Annotated in this window: 13 protein-coding genes; 1 reads left to right on the top strand and 12 read right to left on the bottom strand. The window is 44.1% G+C overall.

Translation table 11 applies throughout. The features are described 5' to 3' along the window. Positions 1-65 precede the first annotated feature (65 nt). Positions 66-1,295 carry an NADP-dependent isocitrate dehydrogenase gene (locus tag FPZ42_RS01055; RefSeq protein ID WP_146268648.1) on the top strand — a complete coding sequence of 410 codons (1,230 nt, stop codon included), beginning with the start codon at positions 66-68 and terminating at the stop codon, positions 1,293-1,295. 79 nt (positions 1,296-1,374) lie between these two features. Here the strand turns inward: FPZ42_RS01055 and FPZ42_RS01050 are convergent, their stop codons facing one another. From FPZ42_RS01050 to FPZ42_RS00995, 12 genes are all read right to left on the bottom strand, one after another. Further along, positions 1,375-2,568, bottom strand: coding sequence for an RsmB/NOP family class I SAM-dependent RNA methyltransferase (locus tag FPZ42_RS01050; RefSeq protein WP_146268647.1), 1,194 nt, complete (start codon positions 2,566-2,568; stop codon positions 1,375-1,377). Beyond that, positions 2,565-3,821 carry an ABC transporter substrate-binding protein gene (locus FPZ42_RS01045; protein ID WP_146268646.1) on the bottom strand — a complete coding sequence of 419 codons (1,257 nt, stop codon included), beginning with the start codon at positions 3,819-3,821 and terminating at the stop codon, positions 2,565-2,567. The genes FPZ42_RS01050 and FPZ42_RS01045 overlap by 4 nt, the downstream gene beginning before the upstream one ends. Continuing rightward, complete coding sequence (guaA, locus tag FPZ42_RS01040; protein ID WP_146268645.1) at positions 3,778-5,307, bottom strand: glutamine-hydrolyzing GMP synthase; 1,530 nt, start codon at positions 5,305-5,307, stop codon at positions 3,778-3,780. Before guaA ends, FPZ42_RS01045 begins: the two co-directional genes overlap by 44 nt. A gap of 100 nt (positions 5,308-5,407) precedes the next feature. After that, the gene (locus FPZ42_RS01035; RefSeq protein ID WP_146268644.1) at positions 5,408-5,995 is read right to left on the bottom strand and encodes a chemotaxis protein CheB; all 588 of its coding nucleotides are present in this window, start codon (positions 5,993-5,995) and stop codon (positions 5,408-5,410) included. Positions 5,996-6,046: 51 nt separating this feature from the next. Then, positions 6,047-8,503, bottom strand: coding sequence for a DUF5686 and carboxypeptidase regulatory-like domain-containing protein (locus FPZ42_RS01030; RefSeq protein WP_146268643.1), 2,457 nt, complete (start codon positions 8,501-8,503; stop codon positions 6,047-6,049). Positions 8,504-8,682: 179 nt separating this feature from the next. Continuing rightward, positions 8,683-9,672 (bottom strand): L-glyceraldehyde 3-phosphate reductase, encoded by a 990-nt coding sequence (gene mgrA, locus FPZ42_RS01025; RefSeq protein WP_146268642.1) that lies wholly within the window; start codon positions 9,670-9,672, stop codon positions 8,683-8,685. 209 nt (positions 9,673-9,881) lie between these two features. Next, the gene (locus FPZ42_RS01020) at positions 9,882-11,177 is read right to left on the bottom strand and encodes a bifunctional folylpolyglutamate synthase/dihydrofolate synthase (RefSeq protein WP_146268641.1); all 1,296 of its coding nucleotides are present in this window, start codon (positions 11,175-11,177) and stop codon (positions 9,882-9,884) included. Positions 11,178-11,233: 56 nt separating this feature from the next. Further along, on the bottom strand, positions 11,234-12,040 hold the full coding sequence (locus tag FPZ42_RS01015) for an energy transducer TonB family protein (RefSeq protein ID WP_146268640.1): 807 nt from the start codon (positions 12,038-12,040) through the stop codon (positions 11,234-11,236). An 89-nt stretch (positions 12,041-12,129) separates the two neighbouring features. Next, on the bottom strand, positions 12,130-12,531 hold the full coding sequence (locus FPZ42_RS01010; RefSeq protein WP_146268639.1) for an ExbD/TolR family protein: 402 nt from the start codon (positions 12,529-12,531) through the stop codon (positions 12,130-12,132). Then, on the bottom strand, positions 12,528-13,241 hold the full coding sequence (locus FPZ42_RS01005; protein WP_146268638.1) for a MotA/TolQ/ExbB proton channel family protein: 714 nt from the start codon (positions 13,239-13,241) through the stop codon (positions 12,528-12,530). The genes FPZ42_RS01010 and FPZ42_RS01005 overlap by 4 nt, the downstream gene beginning before the upstream one ends. Next, positions 13,238-14,407: an HU domain-containing protein gene (locus FPZ42_RS01000; RefSeq protein WP_146268637.1), complete on the bottom strand. Its 1,170-nt coding sequence runs from the start codon at positions 14,405-14,407 to the stop codon at positions 13,238-13,240. The genes FPZ42_RS01005 and FPZ42_RS01000 overlap by 4 nt, the downstream gene beginning before the upstream one ends. Positions 14,408-14,445: 38 nt before the next feature. Next, complete coding sequence (locus FPZ42_RS00995; RefSeq protein WP_146268636.1) at positions 14,446-16,308, bottom strand: TonB-dependent receptor; 1,863 nt, start codon at positions 16,306-16,308, stop codon at positions 14,446-14,448. Between the last annotated feature and the right edge of the window lie 14 nt (positions 16,309-16,322).

Here is a 16,322-nt window from a genome sequence, read left to right as displayed (position 1 = left end):
TATAAATCTTTGCAAATAAAAAAATATGTATGTTTGAAACCGTTAAAATAAAATCATAACAAGCGATGTCGAAAATTAAAGTAGCAAATCCGGTTGTTGAACTGGACGGTGATGAAATGACCCGCATCATCTGGAAGTTTATAAAAGACAAATTAATAATACCATATCTTGACGTTGATATTAAGTACTATGACCTTGGTATCGAGTATCGCGACGAAACAGATGACCAGGTAACCGTAGATGCTGCTAACGCTATACTGCAATATGGTGTGGGTATCAAATGTGCTACCATTACGCCTGATGAGCAACGCGTACAAGAGTTTGGCTTAAAACAAATGTGGAAGTCACCTAATGGTACTATCCGTAATATATTGGACGGTACCGTTTTCCGTGAGCCTATTGTAATGAGCAATGTACCACGTTTGGTTCCAAACTGGACAGCGCCTATCTGCATTGGCCGCCACGCTTTTGGCGACCAGTACCGCGCTACCGATTTCCTGACTAAAGGCAAAGGCAAACTTACCGTAACCTTTACACCAGAGGATGGCGGCGAACCACAATCTTTTGAGGTATTTAACTTTAAAGGCGATGGCGTTGCTTTAACTATGTACAACACCGACGAATCCATCAAAGGTTTTGCGCACGCATGTTTTAACCAGGCTTTAATGAAAGGCTGGCCTTTATACTTGTCTACCAAAAACACCATCCTTAAAAAATACGATGGCCGTTTTAAAGACATTTTTGAAGAGATCTACCAAAACGATTACAAAGCTAAATTTGACGCTGCCGGCATTACTTACGAGCACCGCTTAATTGATGACATGGTTGCATCGGCCCTTAAATGGAACGGTAACTTTGTTTGGGCTTGTAAAAACTACGATGGCGACGTACAGTCTGACACCGTAGCCCAAGGCTTTGGTTCATTAGGTTTAATGACCTCTACTTTGGTTACACCAAACGGCGAAGTTATGGAAGCAGAAGCAGCACACGGTACAGTTACCCGTCACTACCGCGAGCACCAGGCAGGCCGCCCAACTTCAACCAACCCAATTGCATCTATATTTGCTTGGACACGTGGTTTAGAGTTCCGTGGTAAACTGGATGGTAACCAGGAGCTGATAGATTTTTGCCACGCTTTAGAGCAGGTTTGTATTGAAACTGTTGAGAGCGGTAAAATGACGAAAGACCTTGCTATTACCATTAAACCAAAGGTTGAGCATGGAACAGATTACCTGTACACCGAAGAGTTTTTAGAAGCTATTGACGAAAACCTGAAAAAGAAATTGGGTAAGTAATTACCTGATGCTTTCTTAAATACAAAGCCCGGTTTGTACTGCAAACCGGGCTTTTTTATTGTTATTATTGTAAGTTAATTTATAATTCGGCCTCATTTCCGGCTGGAACTTCCGGGGCAATTAATCTTGCAACAAACATGGTATCTGCCTTGCGGTTGTAGCCATTTAAAACCTGTTGTTCTTCCAGTCGCAGGCCAAGCTCTTTGGTTAAATAATTAACGGCATCTTCGTTCTCGGCTTTTAAAGCAGAGCAGGTAATGTATATCAGCGGTTTGCCGGGTTTAAGGTGTTTGGCAACGTTTTTAGCAATACCCTGCTGCAATCGTTTAAAAAAATCTGCCTTGTGTAGCTCAAACTGGCTGATCATTTCCGGCGTACGGCCCCACGTGCCCGAACCGCTGCAAGGGGCATCGAGGATGATACCGTCAAAAGCGTAATTGTACAATAGCTGTTCGTTGTTTTGCATTAGGTCCATTACCTTTTTCTGGTATTTCATCAATCCCGCTTGCTGGAAACGTTCGTCGAGATTGGAAAGGATAGATTCCCTGATATCAGATACTACCAGCTTTATATCTGGCTGCAGGCTGTGGAGTAAGAGCGATTTGCCGCCCGATGCCGCACAGGCATCCCACCAGCTATCCCATTTGTTAGGCTTAAAGAAATGCGCCGTTTGTTGCGATGACAAGTCCTGTATCTCAAACCAATGCTGCTTAGGAAATATCACATCCAGGCGTGTACCGTTTGGCAACGATAGGCAATTGTCGCCTTCATCCTTAAACTTCACGTCGGCTTTGGTCAGCTCAGCCTTTACCTGTTGCTCAAAGCCTTTGGTTAAACGGATAAAAAGATCCGGCTGTACAAAAAAAGACTTCAGAAAGGCTTGTTTGTCAATCCCATCTGATAGTTCTTTACTCCACGGGAAAACATCTTCCAGCTTAAAATCAGGGTACGTAGTTTTAACCAGTGCTATCTTTTCGTCTATATTAAATGCTATACACGCTGCCCAATCGGGTTTAAAATGCTGCAGAAAAGAGTTGGTTTGTGTGTTGCACAAAAACTCGGCAACCATCAGTCTGTCTTCAGGCGGCAGTTTTGGCAACGCGCGGCCCAGCCTGAAATAATTATAGACCAACCGGCCTGCAACCTTGCGGTCAGTAGAGCCCATTTGCTTGTTCTGGCGATAGAAACCCGGTAAAAACTTACTTAAAGGCGTATCTGCCGGATACTCACTCATTATCCGCTGAAACGTCTTTAGTTGATTTACCGCTTTCATTTAACCTTTTTCAGATAAAAATTTTCGTATCGTAGTATATCGACATGCGTATTTACCCAACCCTGGCCCGGAATATTTTTAAAGTGGAAGCTGTTGTGCAATCCGGTGAAATCTTCAAGATCTGGTTTGCGCATATCTTCTCCTTCTGCCAGCATGCGTGCAAAATACAGGCCCTCATCAAACCCTTTTATGGCAAAGTCTGTGGGCTCTGCATGGTAAGCATGGCGATAGCTACGTAGAAAAGCGCTTGTTTCGCCACTTTTATAATCAACCTTGTCTGATGATGTAATGTGCGTATGCAAGCGCTGCAAAAGTGCTGGTTTTAAAAATGCAAATTTTTCCCAGTTGGGATGACCGATAACTGTAACAGGAAACTTTTTCGAAAGTGTATCTAATGAGCGCAGCGTTACCATCAAAAAAGCCTGTTTGGTAGATGGTACTAAAAAGATGTTTTGCTCAGCTGCCGAAAGGTTTTTAACTATCGGCGTTAAGTTGCCCCTGCTAATGGTTGTAGTTATAACTTGTATCTTGCGCTTGCTTAAGCTATCGATGGTGCGTTTAAAAGGCGAACTATAAGCCTTTTCATCACTGAAACCCGAAGTTAAAATAAATACCTTTTTTGGCTTTAGCTGCTTTGCTACGTACTCCGCAGCACCTTTTGCATGGTACTCAAGCGGCGGCGTCATAGTAACCAGATTTTGATTTCTGAACGTTTCCGGTGCAGCAGGCGAAAGTGGAGATACAATTGCTTTACCCGGTGCCGTTAACGATGAACTGAAAGCTTTGATATCCTCCGGAAAAACGGGGCCTACTATCAGGTCGCTTGCTTTAACCTGCGGGTTTAAGCCCAGGCTGTGTGCCTGTGCCATATCGTCCTTAGTATCAAATACCTGGAGTTTGAAATTTGCACCTTCAGAGGCTGCAGAATCGAGGGCCAGCTTAAAGCCCTGGTAGTATTCTACAGACATGTTGGCCGACCGCAATTTAACCGCTGTGTAGCTTTGCCCTGCGGCTGCATAATTAAGCCCTAAAGGCAATATGAGCGAAATAACGGAAGCTTTTGCCGCAGGCGGTTTGGCCTGCGGCTGCTCCGGAGCTTTTTCGGTTTTATCCTGGGGTTGTTCAGTTCCTGTTTTGGCGGGTTTAGATACAGGGTTCACCTTGGGCGAACATGCACCAATTACCACAGCTAAAACAAATAATAACCACTTATTCCCACTCAATAGTGGCCGGTGGTTTCGAACTGATGTCATATACTACCCGGTTTATTCCTTTTACGTTGTTGATAATCTCGTTTGAGATCTTGGCCAGCAGGTCATAAGGCAAATGACACCAATCGGCCGTCATACCATCTAATGATTCTACTGCGCGCAGGCATATCACGTTCTCGTAGGTACGTTCATCACCCATAACACCTACCGATTGTACCGGTAAGTAAATGGCGCCTGCTTGCCAAACTTTATCATAAACACCCGCTGAGCGTAAATTGTTGATATAAATCGCATCAGCTTGCTGCAAAATGTCAACCTTCTCCGGCGTAATGTCGCCCAATATCCTGATAGCCAAGCCAGGGCCCGGGAAAGGATGGCGGCCTAATATATTCTGATCGATACCTAAAGCGGCACCTACCTTGCGTACTTCGTCTTTAAATAGGGTATTAAGCGGTTCAACTACCTTCAGCTTCATAAAATCAGGCAGGCCGCCTACATTATGGTGCGATTTAATAGTAGCCGATGGGCCTTTAACAGAAACAGACTCGATAACATCAGGGTAAATAGTACCCTGGCCCAGCCAGCTTACGCCTTGTATCTCGTGCGCAGCATCGTCAAATACTTCGATAAATACTCGGCCAATGGCTTTACGTTTCTTTTCAGGATCGGTTAAACCGGCCAGCGCATCGTAAAAACGTTGCTTGGCATCAATACCTTTAACGTTGAGACCCATGTGCTGGTAAGAGTCTAACACCGATTGAAACTCATCTTTACGCAGCAAGCCGTTATCAACAAATATACAGTGCAGGTTAGCGCCAATAGCCTGGTGCAGTAACACTGCAGCAACAGATGAATCTACACCGCCTGACAGGCCTAATACTACTTTATCATCGCCCAGTTTTGCTTTTAGCTCGGCAATGGTGGTTTCTATAAAAGAATCTGGCGTCCAATCCTGTGCGCAACCACAAATATCTACCAAAAAGTTTTGGAGAATTTGTTTGCCATCACTGCTGTGGGTAACCTCCGGGTGAAACTGGATACCGTAAGTTTTTGTATCGGTAATATGGTAAGCCGCAACCTTCACACTATCGGTGCTGGCAATAATTTCAAAATCAGTTGCAATGCGCGCAATGGTATCTCCGTGCGACATCCAAACCTGTGAGCCTTGCGGTACATCTTTAAACAGTACAGTATCCGGCTTGATGTAATCCAAATTGGCTCTGCCGTATTCGCGGGTGCTTGATGCTAACACTTCGCCGCCGTTGAAATGGGCAACGTACTGTGCACCATAGCAAACGCCTAAAATCGGAAGGTTTTTGTGATGCTTAGCAAACTCAAAATGAGGCGCATCGTCCTGGCGAACAGAATAAGGGCTGCCCGAAAGGATGATACCTTTTACGCTGCCGTCTACTTCAGGAAATTTATTGAAAGGGTGGATCTCACAGTAAATATTGAGCTCCCTGACACGGCGCGCGATGAGTTGGGTAAATTGCGAGCCAAAGTCAAGAATAAGGATTTTTTCTTGCATGGGCAAAGATACCCTTGCAAAGTCAAAATTCAAAAGTAAAAAGTCAAAAGGTTTTCAGCGTGCTATATCGTCATAAAAGGTAAAGCAGATATTAGCCAGTTTAGCTATTTAAAGCTCTTACACCCGTATACTCACATATTTTTTGGGTTATCTCGTCGGGGCTAAGCACATAGTCGGGATGGTCATTGGCTATAAGTGTTTTTGGTAACGATGGAAATTCCGCGGTTATCGGGTCTTGAACGATCACCAAACCTTTCTGGTCTTCAATAGCTTTAGCACCCTGCAGGCCGTCGGTACCGGTGCCCGATAGGATAACTCCAACACTTTTATCAGCAACTACTTTGGCCAGGCTAAAGAAAAGTGTATCGATGGTGTGATTGATCTTGTCGCTAACGTTTCGATCCTCAACCTGCAAAAAGCGGCCATCTAATTTATATTGCATGCCGCTTGCCATTACGTAGAGGTTGCCCGGCTCAATGTATTCAATGGTTTCAACTACAACAACCTTCATTTTGGTATTGCGCTCAACCAGTTTGCCAAGGTTGCTTGGCGTACCCGCAGGTAAATGCTGGTTTAGGATGACTGCCGCGTTGGTACCTGCCGGTATGCTGCTTACAACTTTCACTAATGGGTCAAGCCCACCTGCCGAAGCACCAATGCCGATCACATAAAAGTCGTAGTAGTTCATAAAATGGGCGTTTTATGATAATAACCAAAGCGCTGGAAAATTGTTAAGAAATTAAAAATTTAATCCCACTCTCAACCCGTTCTTCACGTTTCCTTCGCCTGTGTTAAATGATGTGCCGTACATTACCCTTAAACCAAAATTGGTTTGGAAGCCGAAGCCCAGTTCCGTATAGTTTTTAAGTGCGGGGGTGGTTAAATAGTTTACATCCACAATCTCCTGTAATTTGAGTTTGCGCAACAGCGGTACTTTGTTAATGAAAAGTCCTGTGAAATTTTGTTCCACATGTGCTTCCAGGTATTTGTCACTTGTACTGTAACCATAATAGTTTAGCAGCATAAATTTATCTATCCCAACTCTGTAAGCGGTTATCTGGCTTCCTGAGAATTGGCGCGCATCCATATAATAAATGTTTTTTACATCAAAGAACTTACCGGCACCTACCCAAAACGAGAATTTACCATAGTAACCAACAGGGATATCGCTTTTGGTAACATCTGCGGAAATAAGGCTGTAATCGGCATCAGAACCGATAGCGTTTTTAATTGCTTTGGTGAAGCTCACACCAATGGTTGGGTACTTTGATGGCAGGTAACGCCTGCCGGTTGGGTAGGTTTCGTACTGGTTGCTGAAATCATAGGTGCTGCGCAAGGTAACCTTAAACGACTGGTTGTTATCGAACAACGGAACATCGGCATCCGGTACAAATGGATTATTCGATGTGAAATCGTTACCCTTAGGATGGAACAAACTATAATTCTCTGTATTATTCAACCACTTGCGATTAGCCCACTCTGCGGATGCACTGGCCTGCCAGCCACCGTATATTCTGGTGCTAAGCGTCGCCGAAGCAAACTGTTTCTGGTAAAGTTTCTTATAGTTTTGGCGATACAGAAGGCTATGTATCGTATTCACAAAAGCCGACATAGGTTCGCGGTCGTTGAGGTCGGCTATGGTAGAGCCTCCTGATAAATTTAAAGTAGCCTGGCCAACAGGAACCACCAAACCGCCATACGCATTAAATAACTTGTTTGAAAAACCATAGCGCACGTTACCATACACTGCAAAACGGCGATTATTAAGACTGTCTATCAACTTGCTGAATGTAACGCCGTAATTAAGGGATAAGCCTTCTACCGTGTTATACTGGACCGCGCTCAACAAAGAGTTGGTAGTGAAGTACTCGTGTTTAAAACGGTTGCGGTGAAAATAGCCACGCAGCACCAGCCGGGTTATGTTAACCTTGTTGTTCTCCTTGTCTATCGAATCCAGGTATTCCTTTGATTCGCGTTTGGCGGCAAGCACCTCTTTCTTTTTGTAGTCGGTCCGCTCCTCATCGGTAAGCGGGATAGGGCGTTGCTGCTGCCAGTAAACCGAATCGAGTTTATTAATTCCTTTGCTTATGCGCAAGACCTCTTTAAACTGGCTTTTATCTAACTTCGGGTTTACTTCGTAATCCTTGTATAACGATACAAAGTAACCCGCAAATTTAAAGCCCATAAAACCGCCGTTAAACTCAAATTTCATGGACGCCGGCATCCAAACTTTATTGGTTACAGGCACGTATTGCTCATCCACCCGCAGGGTATCAACAAAGTTAATGTTAGCTTTTTTGGTGATGTAAAGCGATAAACTTTGCAGGCGCCAGCTGTCTTCCAAAATGTAAATGTACCCGCTAAAGCAAGGGTTGTTAAGGTTACGCGGGGTTACCTGTATCTTGTTAATGGTCTCGCCATTTTCTATTGTAGCGCCAATCAGTTTGTATTTATAATAACTCAGGGCGTTATCTGCAATGGGCGAGATGACGGGGCGGTTGCTAAGTCCTTCCCAATTTTGCAGGTTCTCATAAAAATTCACCCTTATATCACCGGCGCGGTTAAAACTAAATGCCTGGTTACGCCCCGATACTTTTGATGAGATCATTTCCTCGTGCACCTTATCAGGCTTCATAAAGCTTAATTTTGACTGCGACTCTGATAGATAAATGATACCCCTTCGGTTGGAGTCGAGTCCGTTCTGGAGGGCAAACTTTTGTACATCAAACCCAAGGAATTTTTTCGGGGCATCCAGCAAACGCTGCAAACCTTTTATGTATACCTCGCAGGTGTAGGCGTTCACTTCGTTAAGATAGGTCTTGCGTTTTTTGATCGCCTTACGGATGATGTCGTAAGCAGGGTCTTCCCCGCCGGCTTTTATCGATACCTCATTTAGTTGATACTGCTCTGTTTTTAAACTGACATCGATCTTCGCGTCTGCCAGCAGGTTAACGCTGCGGCTTTCCTGTTTGTAACCTACAGCTTTAAATAATACTTCGTATTGGCCTTTAGTTAAGTTCAGGGTATATCCTCCGTCACTATTGGCAGAGGTGCCTTTTGTTGTATTGCGAACATAAACCGATGCGAAGGGGATAGGTTTCCCGGCATCATCCGTTACTTTGCCACTAAGCACAAGCGTTTGTGCTAAACCCGGAAGTGTAAGGAACGATAATATGAAGATCAGGTATTTTCTCATGAAAGAGTTTAAGCAGCGCTAATTTGGGCTTTATTGTTTGTAACGTTTAGACGCCGCCTGTTAATATTTGTTAAAAAATAAGGCGTACTTTTTAGTACGCCTTAATGTCTCAATACGTTATTACCATTTATCCTAATAACTATCGGGTCTTCCCGCAACTACTCGTCTGTTAGAACATGTTAATTAAGAATCTTTTCTATCCGTTCCAATTCCTCTCCCGAGAAATTAATATTATCCAGGGCCTTCAGCGAATCTGCTAACTGCTCGGGTTTGCTGGCGCCGATGAGTACCGATGTTACGCGCTCATCCTTAAGCAGCCAGGCCAGCGCCATTTGGGCAAGGGTTTGTCCGCGTTCGGTTGCTAAAGTGTTCAGCTGTTTTACTTTGGCAACTACTTCCTCTGTAACTTGTCCTTCCTGTAAAAAGCCGGTTGACTTTGCTGCCCGCGAATCTTCAGGAATGCCGTGCAGGTATTTATTGGTCAGTAGGCCTTGAGCTAATGGTGAGAATGGTATGCAGCCAACACCATTTTCGCCTAAAACATCCAGCAAACCTTCTTCAGATTCACGAACAAACATGGAGTATTTAGGCTGATGAATTAAACAAGGTGTCCCCATATCCTTCAGCATCGCAATGGCTTTTGCAGCTTCCGCAGCAGGATAATTAGATATACCTGCGTACAGTGCCTTACCCTGCCTAACGATCAGATCAAGCGCAGCCATGGTTTCTTCCAGTGGTGTTTCAGGATCAGGGCGGTGGTGGTAGAAAATGTCTACATAATCCAGACCCATACGCTTAAGACTTTGGTCCAGACTGGCAACAAGGTATTTCTTTGAACCCCAATCGCCGTAAGGGCCATCCCACATCGTATAGCCTGCTTTGCTGCTGATGATCATCTCATCCCGGTAGCCGCGAAAATCAGCTTTCAATATCCTGCCGAAATTCTCCTCGGCGCTGCCCGGCGGCGGACCGTAATTGTTAGCTAAGTCAAAGTGGGTTATGCCGCTATCAAAAGCGAGATGCAATATCTTGCGGAAGTTTTCCATCACATCCACATGGCCGAAATTATGCCACAGACCTAATGAAATTTCGGGCAGTTTAATACCGCTTTTGCCGCAACGGCGGTAACGCATTTGGTTATATCGTTCTGATGATGGTTGGTAGATCATGAGTTTTGGTTTTAGGCTAAATTAAGATTTTGAAATGGGATACAAAAGCTGTCAGTCTGAGCTTGTCGAAGACCTGTAAAAGCGATGAGTGGTTCGACAGGCTCACCATGACAGCTCCTTTTTGCCATGCTGAAGAACGAAGCATCTTTCAGCTCTTATAACTATTGAAAGATTCTTCGCTGTCCATCAGAATCACAAGTTAGAAGAGTTCAGACAACCTCCGCCACCACAAAAGTACTACCGCCTATAAATACCAGATCGTTTTTATCGGCTGCCGATTGAGCAGACTTATAGGCGGCTTTTACAGACGGATGGATTTCTCCACGAAGATCAAATGCTGCGGCTTGTTCTTGTAAAGTTTCAGCGTCCAGTCCGCGGGGGATATCTGGTTTGCAAAAATAGTAGGTAGCATCTTTTGGAAGCATGCTGAGTACTTTGCTGCTGTCCTTATCGTTTACCATGCCTATTACAAAATGCAGGTGGTTGTATTGCACAGCTGCTATATTTTTCATCACCTCCTGTATGCCATCGGGGTTGTGCCCGGTGTCGCAAATGGTAAGTGGATAGGTGCTTAGCGTTTCCCAACGGCCATGCAGGCCGGTAAGCGTTTTTACTTGTTTTAGCGCTGTAGCAATATGCTCATCAGTAATGTTAAACCCTTGCTTGCGAAGTTCATCAACAGCGGTTAAAACCGTTTTAACGTTTTTAAGCTGGTAGGTGCCGGTGAGATCAAGCTGGAAGTTGAAAGGCTGGAGTTCCGGGTCGGACGTTTCCAAAGACACTTCAAGCAGGGCACTATCTTCTGACTTTTTACTTTTTACTTTTGGCTTAGCCTCGGATGCGAAAGAGATCTTGCTTCCTTCTTTACGAGCTTTCTCGATGAACACGTCTGCAACTTCAGGCTGATGTTCGCCGATAATCACGGGTATCCCTGGTTTGATAATCCCTGCTTTTTCCCCTGCGATCAATTCAAGGGTATTACCCAGCATATTCATATGGTCCCAGCCTATATTCGTTATCACCGACAGGAGGGGAGTAATGATGTTGGTAGAGTCTAACCTGCCGCCCAGTCCAACTTCCACAACTGCTATATCAACCTTCTCTTTCGCGAAAACATCAAAGGCCAAAGCAACGGTCATCTCGAAAAAGGAAGGCTGTATATGCTTAAACGCTTCCTGGTTGGCCGCCACAAAATCAATAACGGTTTGCTCGCTTATCATTTGCCCGTTTACACGGATGCGTTCCCTAAAATCGCGCAGGTGAGGTGATGTGTAAAGACCTGTTTTGTAACCTGCAACCTGCAGAATTGCGGCAAGCATGTGGGATGTTGAGCCCTTGCCGTTTGTGCCGCCAATATGAACGCTTTTAAATTTGTGTTGAGGGTTATCGAGCAGTTCGCAAAGTGCTATAGTGTTCGTCAGGTCCTTTTTAAAAGCAGATGCACCGTCGCGCGTAAACATTGGCAACTGGGTGTACAGGTAATCGAGTGTCTCGGTGTAGTTCATGGTCGATGATCCATAGCTATGGATGACGATGCAAACTTAAGATAAAATCAGGATGATTACTGGCGTTTAAATACGAAGGTTTGGCGATAAGTTTGCGTTTCACTTACGTTGGCCGATGGACTAACTTTGGCGTTCTTAACCGCTTGGATACACTTGTCAACAACGTCGCCATCTATAATGGTTGAGCCACGGCCAACGCCTGCATATACAACATTTCCATCTCCGTCTATCCTGAACTCGATAACTACTTTACCTTCGGTATTGGTTACATTGGGTTTGGCGGGCGGGCGTAAAAAGTTTCGTGCCGTTAATGAGTTACCGCCGTTACCGGATCCCGTTCCGTTGTAGTTATCAGTAAGTGTGGTACCGGTTGTTTTTCCCTGGTTCCCTGGCGTGCTTCCTGTACCATCACCTTCGCCTGTACCGTTGTTGGTTTTGCCCTTGTACAAAGCATTTTGGTTAACGGCAGGTTTGGCTTCGGTTTTAGTGGGGGTTGTGGCAACTGTTTTACTTGGCGCCTTTGAATTGGCGGTTACTTCGGGTGCATCTTCGTTATTTTGAGTAACAACGTTCTTATCGCTTTGGTCTGCCTCAACCTTTTGTTCAGTAGGTGGGGCAGGAGTAACTTTATCAGGTTGGCTTTTGTTGGCCTTTTCAGCTACAGATGGTTCTTCAGTACTGGTGTAGTCACTGCCCATTCCTTCATCAACGGTACCGTAGTTTACAAGGATGCCACCCGTGCCATCTTCTTCCTTAACCGGCATCTGGAAAACAATGAAATAGCATAATGCCATTACAATGCCCAGTATTATGCCTGTTGCAGCAAATGCCTTCGGATAATTATTTTCTTCCCTGTATTGCATTGGTTTTTAGTAGTTAGTATTTAGTATCAAGTATCAAGTATCAAGACTAACTTGTGTCTAAATACTCGATACTAAATACTTGGCTCTTATTACGCTTTGGGCTCGGTGGCCAGTACCATTTTAATATTTAACTTTTGAGCTATGTCCATCACAGCTACCACATCTTGTATAGCCACAGTGCGGTCAACGTACAATACAATTGTCAGCTCTGATGCCAGGCTCTTGTATGATTGCAAGGTAGGCTGCAACTGATCTACCGGCACCTGTTTTTTATCAATGGTATAAACCAGGTTTTTATCGATAGATACGTTGATGGTTTTTTTAGATACCGATTGCCCGCTTGATGATTTCGGCAGCATCAGTTTCACTACGTTAGGATTAGTAACGGTTGATGCAATAAGGAAAAACAACAGCAGGAAGAACATAATATCGTTCATGGCCGAGGTGTGTACCTCTGCTGATGCGCCCCTGTTTCTTTTTCTTAAATTCATTTGCTTGGCTCTTCTAACAGATCAATAAACTCAATGGCATCGGTCTCCAGTTTCAATATCACCTTATCTACCATCATGTTAAGGATATGGTAGCATACATAAGCGATGATACCAACAAAAAGGCCGGCTGCCGATGTTACCATTTTTACATATAAACCACCCGAGATAACACCCATGGAGATGTTGTCTGTTTTGGATATATCGTAAAAGATCTTGATTACACCGGCAATGGTACCCAGGAACCCGAACATGGGCGCAATACCGGCAACTATACCGATGATACCAATGTTCTTTTCCAGTTTTGATACCTCAAGCTTGCCAACGTTTTCAATTGCGCCTTCAATATCCTTAATCGGGCGACCGATACGCAACAGACCTTTCTCCAGCATGCGGCCAAGCGGCGAGTTGCTGTTACGGCAAATAGCAATAGCTGATTGTAAATTGCCAGACATTACGCTGCTGCGCACCTGCTGCATCACATGCGATTCGTCTTTTGATGCCTTGCGGATGGTAAAGTAACGTTCAAAAAATATTACAAGGCCCAAAACAGCCAGGATACCAATTGGTATCATTACCCAACCCCCTTTTATCAGCAGGTCGCCAAATCGTAATTCTTCATCAGGTATTTTAGCTACTTGCTGTGCTGCAGCCTGGTGTGCGGTATCAATCAATTTAGAGGCAGTATCCGTAACCTGCATTAATAACGTCATAGTTTTGGTTTAATTTCTAAAGTGTAAATGTCTTTATTAACCTTCTTGTTAGCTATCATCGACTTACGGACCTCTTCGGCCTCTTTACGTGTTTTGTAAGTCCCGAGGCTAACTTTTTTGCGTTTGCCCGGTGCGTCGCTAACAATGTGGGCTTCTATTCCCAATCTTTTGTAATTGGCAATTGCCGTATTGGCTTCTTTGTCATCTTTAAACGAGCCACCCATTATCTCATAACGTGGTCCTGTTGTAGATTCTTTTGTTTCAATTGCGTTATTTTCGGCAGGTTCTTCTTTATTTACAACCGTGCTATCAGCTTTTTTCGGTAGCCCTGTTTCTATATCAGGATGCACAGCGCGCTTTATGGTATCGGCAGATGATTCAGAAGTAGTATCTTCCGGGCTAACCGCCACAACTTTAGCATTGATAACAGTATCCTTTGTTTTTGATCTAACTGCTGTTTTTACTGATGCAAAATTGAAGACGTTTGGATTGAACCGGTAAACCAGGAATACGGCCAGCGCAAAAAATAGTAATATGCTAATGATAAATATCCAATTTCCTCTTCGCTTGCGGCTGCGTTCCTCACGTGCCATTTGGGCTTCGTACTCTTCGTCGCTTTGATATTGTAGCTCTTCAGCATTATCAGGGTAACCTTCAGGTGCTACCGCAAAGGTCTCGGGTTCAGTGTAAGCAACAGGAGCGGCGGTTTCTACAGGTGTTGCTGTTGGCGCAAAAACATTTTCGTGTTTTGGTGCGCTGCCTATCCTGTTTAAAGCAACGGGCTCATAACCAAAAAAATTTGGATCGGTACCTTGCTCGTTGTTGGCACTAAAAAACAAACGGCCCTGCTCTATGTAAAACCAACCCAAATCGGCCAATGCAGCTTCTTCTGTTTGAGCTTGCAGTTTAAGGCCGTTGATGTATTTTTCAGTAAAATATTTAGCAGAAGCTACCGATATCTTCTTTTTATCGGCAATATGCTGCGCCAGCGAATCATCATCAATAATCTGAGGATCAAACTGTACGCTGTAAGTAGGCGGGTAAAATTTACCATCAGCCTCATTATAATAACCGTTAACCCGGGTATGCGCAAAATATCCCAAACCTGGTACGCTTACCTCGCCTTTTTGCGCCAGCAGTTCGCTTATATAATTGCCTACATCCATTCGCTAAAAGTACGTATAATTATAAAACCTCAAAACGACTAAAATGCATAGCCTACACCACCAAATATGTTAAATCCGTAAGCAGGATAGTACACCCACGATTTGTTACCTGCATTTAAGATATTGTTGGCTTGTACAAATACCGATAGTTGCTTGTTTACTTTATAAGTTGCGCCGCCACTCAGATCAGTAAAGGATGGTATTTGTGTGTAAAGCGGATTAGTTGCTGTGCTTCCTGTTAACTGCAACGGATCTTGCGTGCTACCACGGAACATCAACGAGCCATTGATATCAACTTTATCATTTATATGGATAGTTGTACCTGCAGTTAGTACAAACTTAGGCAGGTTCCATGGTTGCGCTTCGCTGGCCATTTTGTAATCTTTAACCTCAATACGCCCATACAGGTTAAAATCGTCGCTTGCTTTGTAATCCAGTTCGCCGTTAAAGCCGCTAACGCGTGCATCTCCATTATCATATATCACCTGGAACTTGTTTCCCTCTGCAGCAAAGTTGTTAACAAACAGTGGCAGGTTCTTGATACTGTTGCGGAAAATTGCCGCTTTAAACGCGAGGCCGGGCGCAAGAGTACCTTTTAAGCCCAGTGTAATATCAAGCTTATCAACAGAGTTAACAAGATTAATATTTTGGCCCAGGAACGGGTTGATGTTGATGTAATCAAGCAACGATGCTTTGTTGACGTCACCTTTAGCCTCTGCAAACAAACGCACGTATTTTGGTACTACCTGTACTTCTAACTTTGCTGCAGGGAAGATGTAAAAACGAGATGAAAAACCAAACTCCTTGGCAAGGTTTACACCGGCTTCTATCTTGTAATTATCTCCCTGGAACTTAATATAAGGGTTTGCCCTTAAGATGCTGTTGTTGTTAGAGTACAAGCTATCTTTTTGAGTACCTACATCTATTGATGCTGCCAGGCCTGCATAAAATTGCTTAACCGTTTTGTTAAGGAAACCGCTTAACACAATGTTGTTTTCACGCGCGTTAAAGGCATTGCTAAATACGTAACCTTTAATTTTTGCTGCATAGGTAAGCGGGTTTTCCTCATCCTTAAAGTTTTTTGAGATCTCGCCCTCGCCACCAAATGTGTTGAAAGTCTGTTTTTGAGGATCAAAATCAGGGCGCGGATTATTATCATCAAACCCGTAAAAATAAGTAGCGTGGCGCTTGTAGTTAAGCCTGCCGCTAAGCGTTATGTCTTCCGTAACGCTTTTGCCAAATACGCCGACTTCCTGGTGCGCATCGCTTTGTTTCTCTATGCTGCCCGATTGTGCAAAGTGTTTTACAAAACCACCTACCTGCAAAGCTTCATCGCGGCCATTGCTAAAGTAACCTTCGGCAATACTGGTTTTCATGCTTCCCAAACCTGCTTTAACATAATTGTTCAGCAGCATAGAATCCTGCTCTGCAGGCCTTTTCATAGCATCCAGTTGGCGGATATTGTTGTCCTGAGATAGTTTTCTATCTATTGGGGCATAAGCAAGCGGCGCCTTGTAGGGCTGCTTGTCTTCCAGGTCCGGGTTACGACGGATCTTTACGGCCTCGGCCAATACTGGCTTGTAAGATGTTGTTACTACAATTTCCTCTGCAAGGCTGGCTTCGTTGTTAGGGTTATCGGTGTTACCTGCCTTTTTAGTGGTGTCGGCACTAATTTTTGATGCAGCATCGCCAAGGTTTTTTGCATTGGCTTTTTGTTGTACCGCTGTTTTGGTTGATGGCTTTGGTGTGGCTGCTTTTTTTACCGGCTGTTTAACCACCGTTTTTTTAGTGGTGGTCTTGGTGGTTTTTTTCTCCATCTTTTTCTTTGTTTGCGCATTGGCAGAGGCAAAGAAAAATACCGTTAATAAGGTAAGCAGTGTAATTTTATATCCTGATCTCATTGCTTGTCTCTCCG

This window comes from Mucilaginibacter achroorhodeus (assembly GCF_007846095.1).
GTDB lineage: Bacteria > Bacteroidota > Bacteroidia > Sphingobacteriales > Sphingobacteriaceae > Mucilaginibacter > Mucilaginibacter achroorhodeus.
The sequence above is the reverse complement of the archived record's forward strand: the minus strand, read 5'-3'. Positions and strand labels throughout refer to the sequence as shown.

Bases quoted from the DNA above. Each gene is read 5' to 3' on its own strand.
- FPZ42_RS01055 (WP_146268648.1), top strand. From the start codon at position 66: ATGTCGAAAATTAAAGTAGCAAATCCGGTTGTTGAACTGGACGGTGAT.
- FPZ42_RS01050 (WP_146268647.1), bottom strand. From the start codon at position 2,568: ATGAAAGCGGTAAATCAACTAAAGACGTTTCAGCGGATAATGAGTGAG.
- FPZ42_RS01045 (WP_146268646.1), bottom strand. From the start codon at position 3,821: ATGACATCAGTTCGAAACCACCGGCCACTATTGAGTGGGAATAAGTGG.
- guaA (WP_146268645.1), bottom strand. From the start codon at position 5,307: ATGCAAGAAAAAATCCTTATTCTTGACTTTGGCTCGCAATTTACCCAA.
- FPZ42_RS01035 (WP_146268644.1), bottom strand. From the start codon at position 5,995: ATGAACTACTACGACTTTTATGTGATCGGCATTGGTGCTTCGGCAGGT.
- FPZ42_RS01030 (WP_146268643.1), bottom strand. From the start codon at position 8,503: ATGAGAAAATACCTGATCTTCATATTATCGTTCCTTACACTTCCGGGT.
- mgrA (WP_146268642.1), bottom strand. From the start codon at position 9,672: ATGATCTACCAACCATCATCAGAACGATATAACCAAATGCGTTACCGC.
- FPZ42_RS01020 (WP_146268641.1), bottom strand. From the start codon at position 11,177: ATGAACTACACCGAGACACTCGATTACCTGTACACCCAGTTGCCAATG.
- FPZ42_RS01015 (WP_146268640.1), bottom strand. From the start codon at position 12,040: ATGCAATACAGGGAAGAAAATAATTATCCGAAGGCATTTGCTGCAACA.
- FPZ42_RS01010 (WP_146268639.1), bottom strand. From the start codon at position 12,531: ATGAATTTAAGAAAAAGAAACAGGGGCGCATCAGCAGAGGTACACACC.
- FPZ42_RS01005 (WP_146268638.1), bottom strand. From the start codon at position 13,241: ATGACGTTATTAATGCAGGTTACGGATACTGCCTCTAAATTGATTGAT.
- FPZ42_RS01000 (WP_146268637.1), bottom strand. From the start codon at position 14,407: ATGGATGTAGGCAATTATATAAGCGAACTGCTGGCGCAAAAAGGCGAG.
- FPZ42_RS00995 (WP_146268636.1), bottom strand. From the start codon at position 16,308: ATGAGATCAGGATATAAAATTACACTGCTTACCTTATTAACGGTATTT.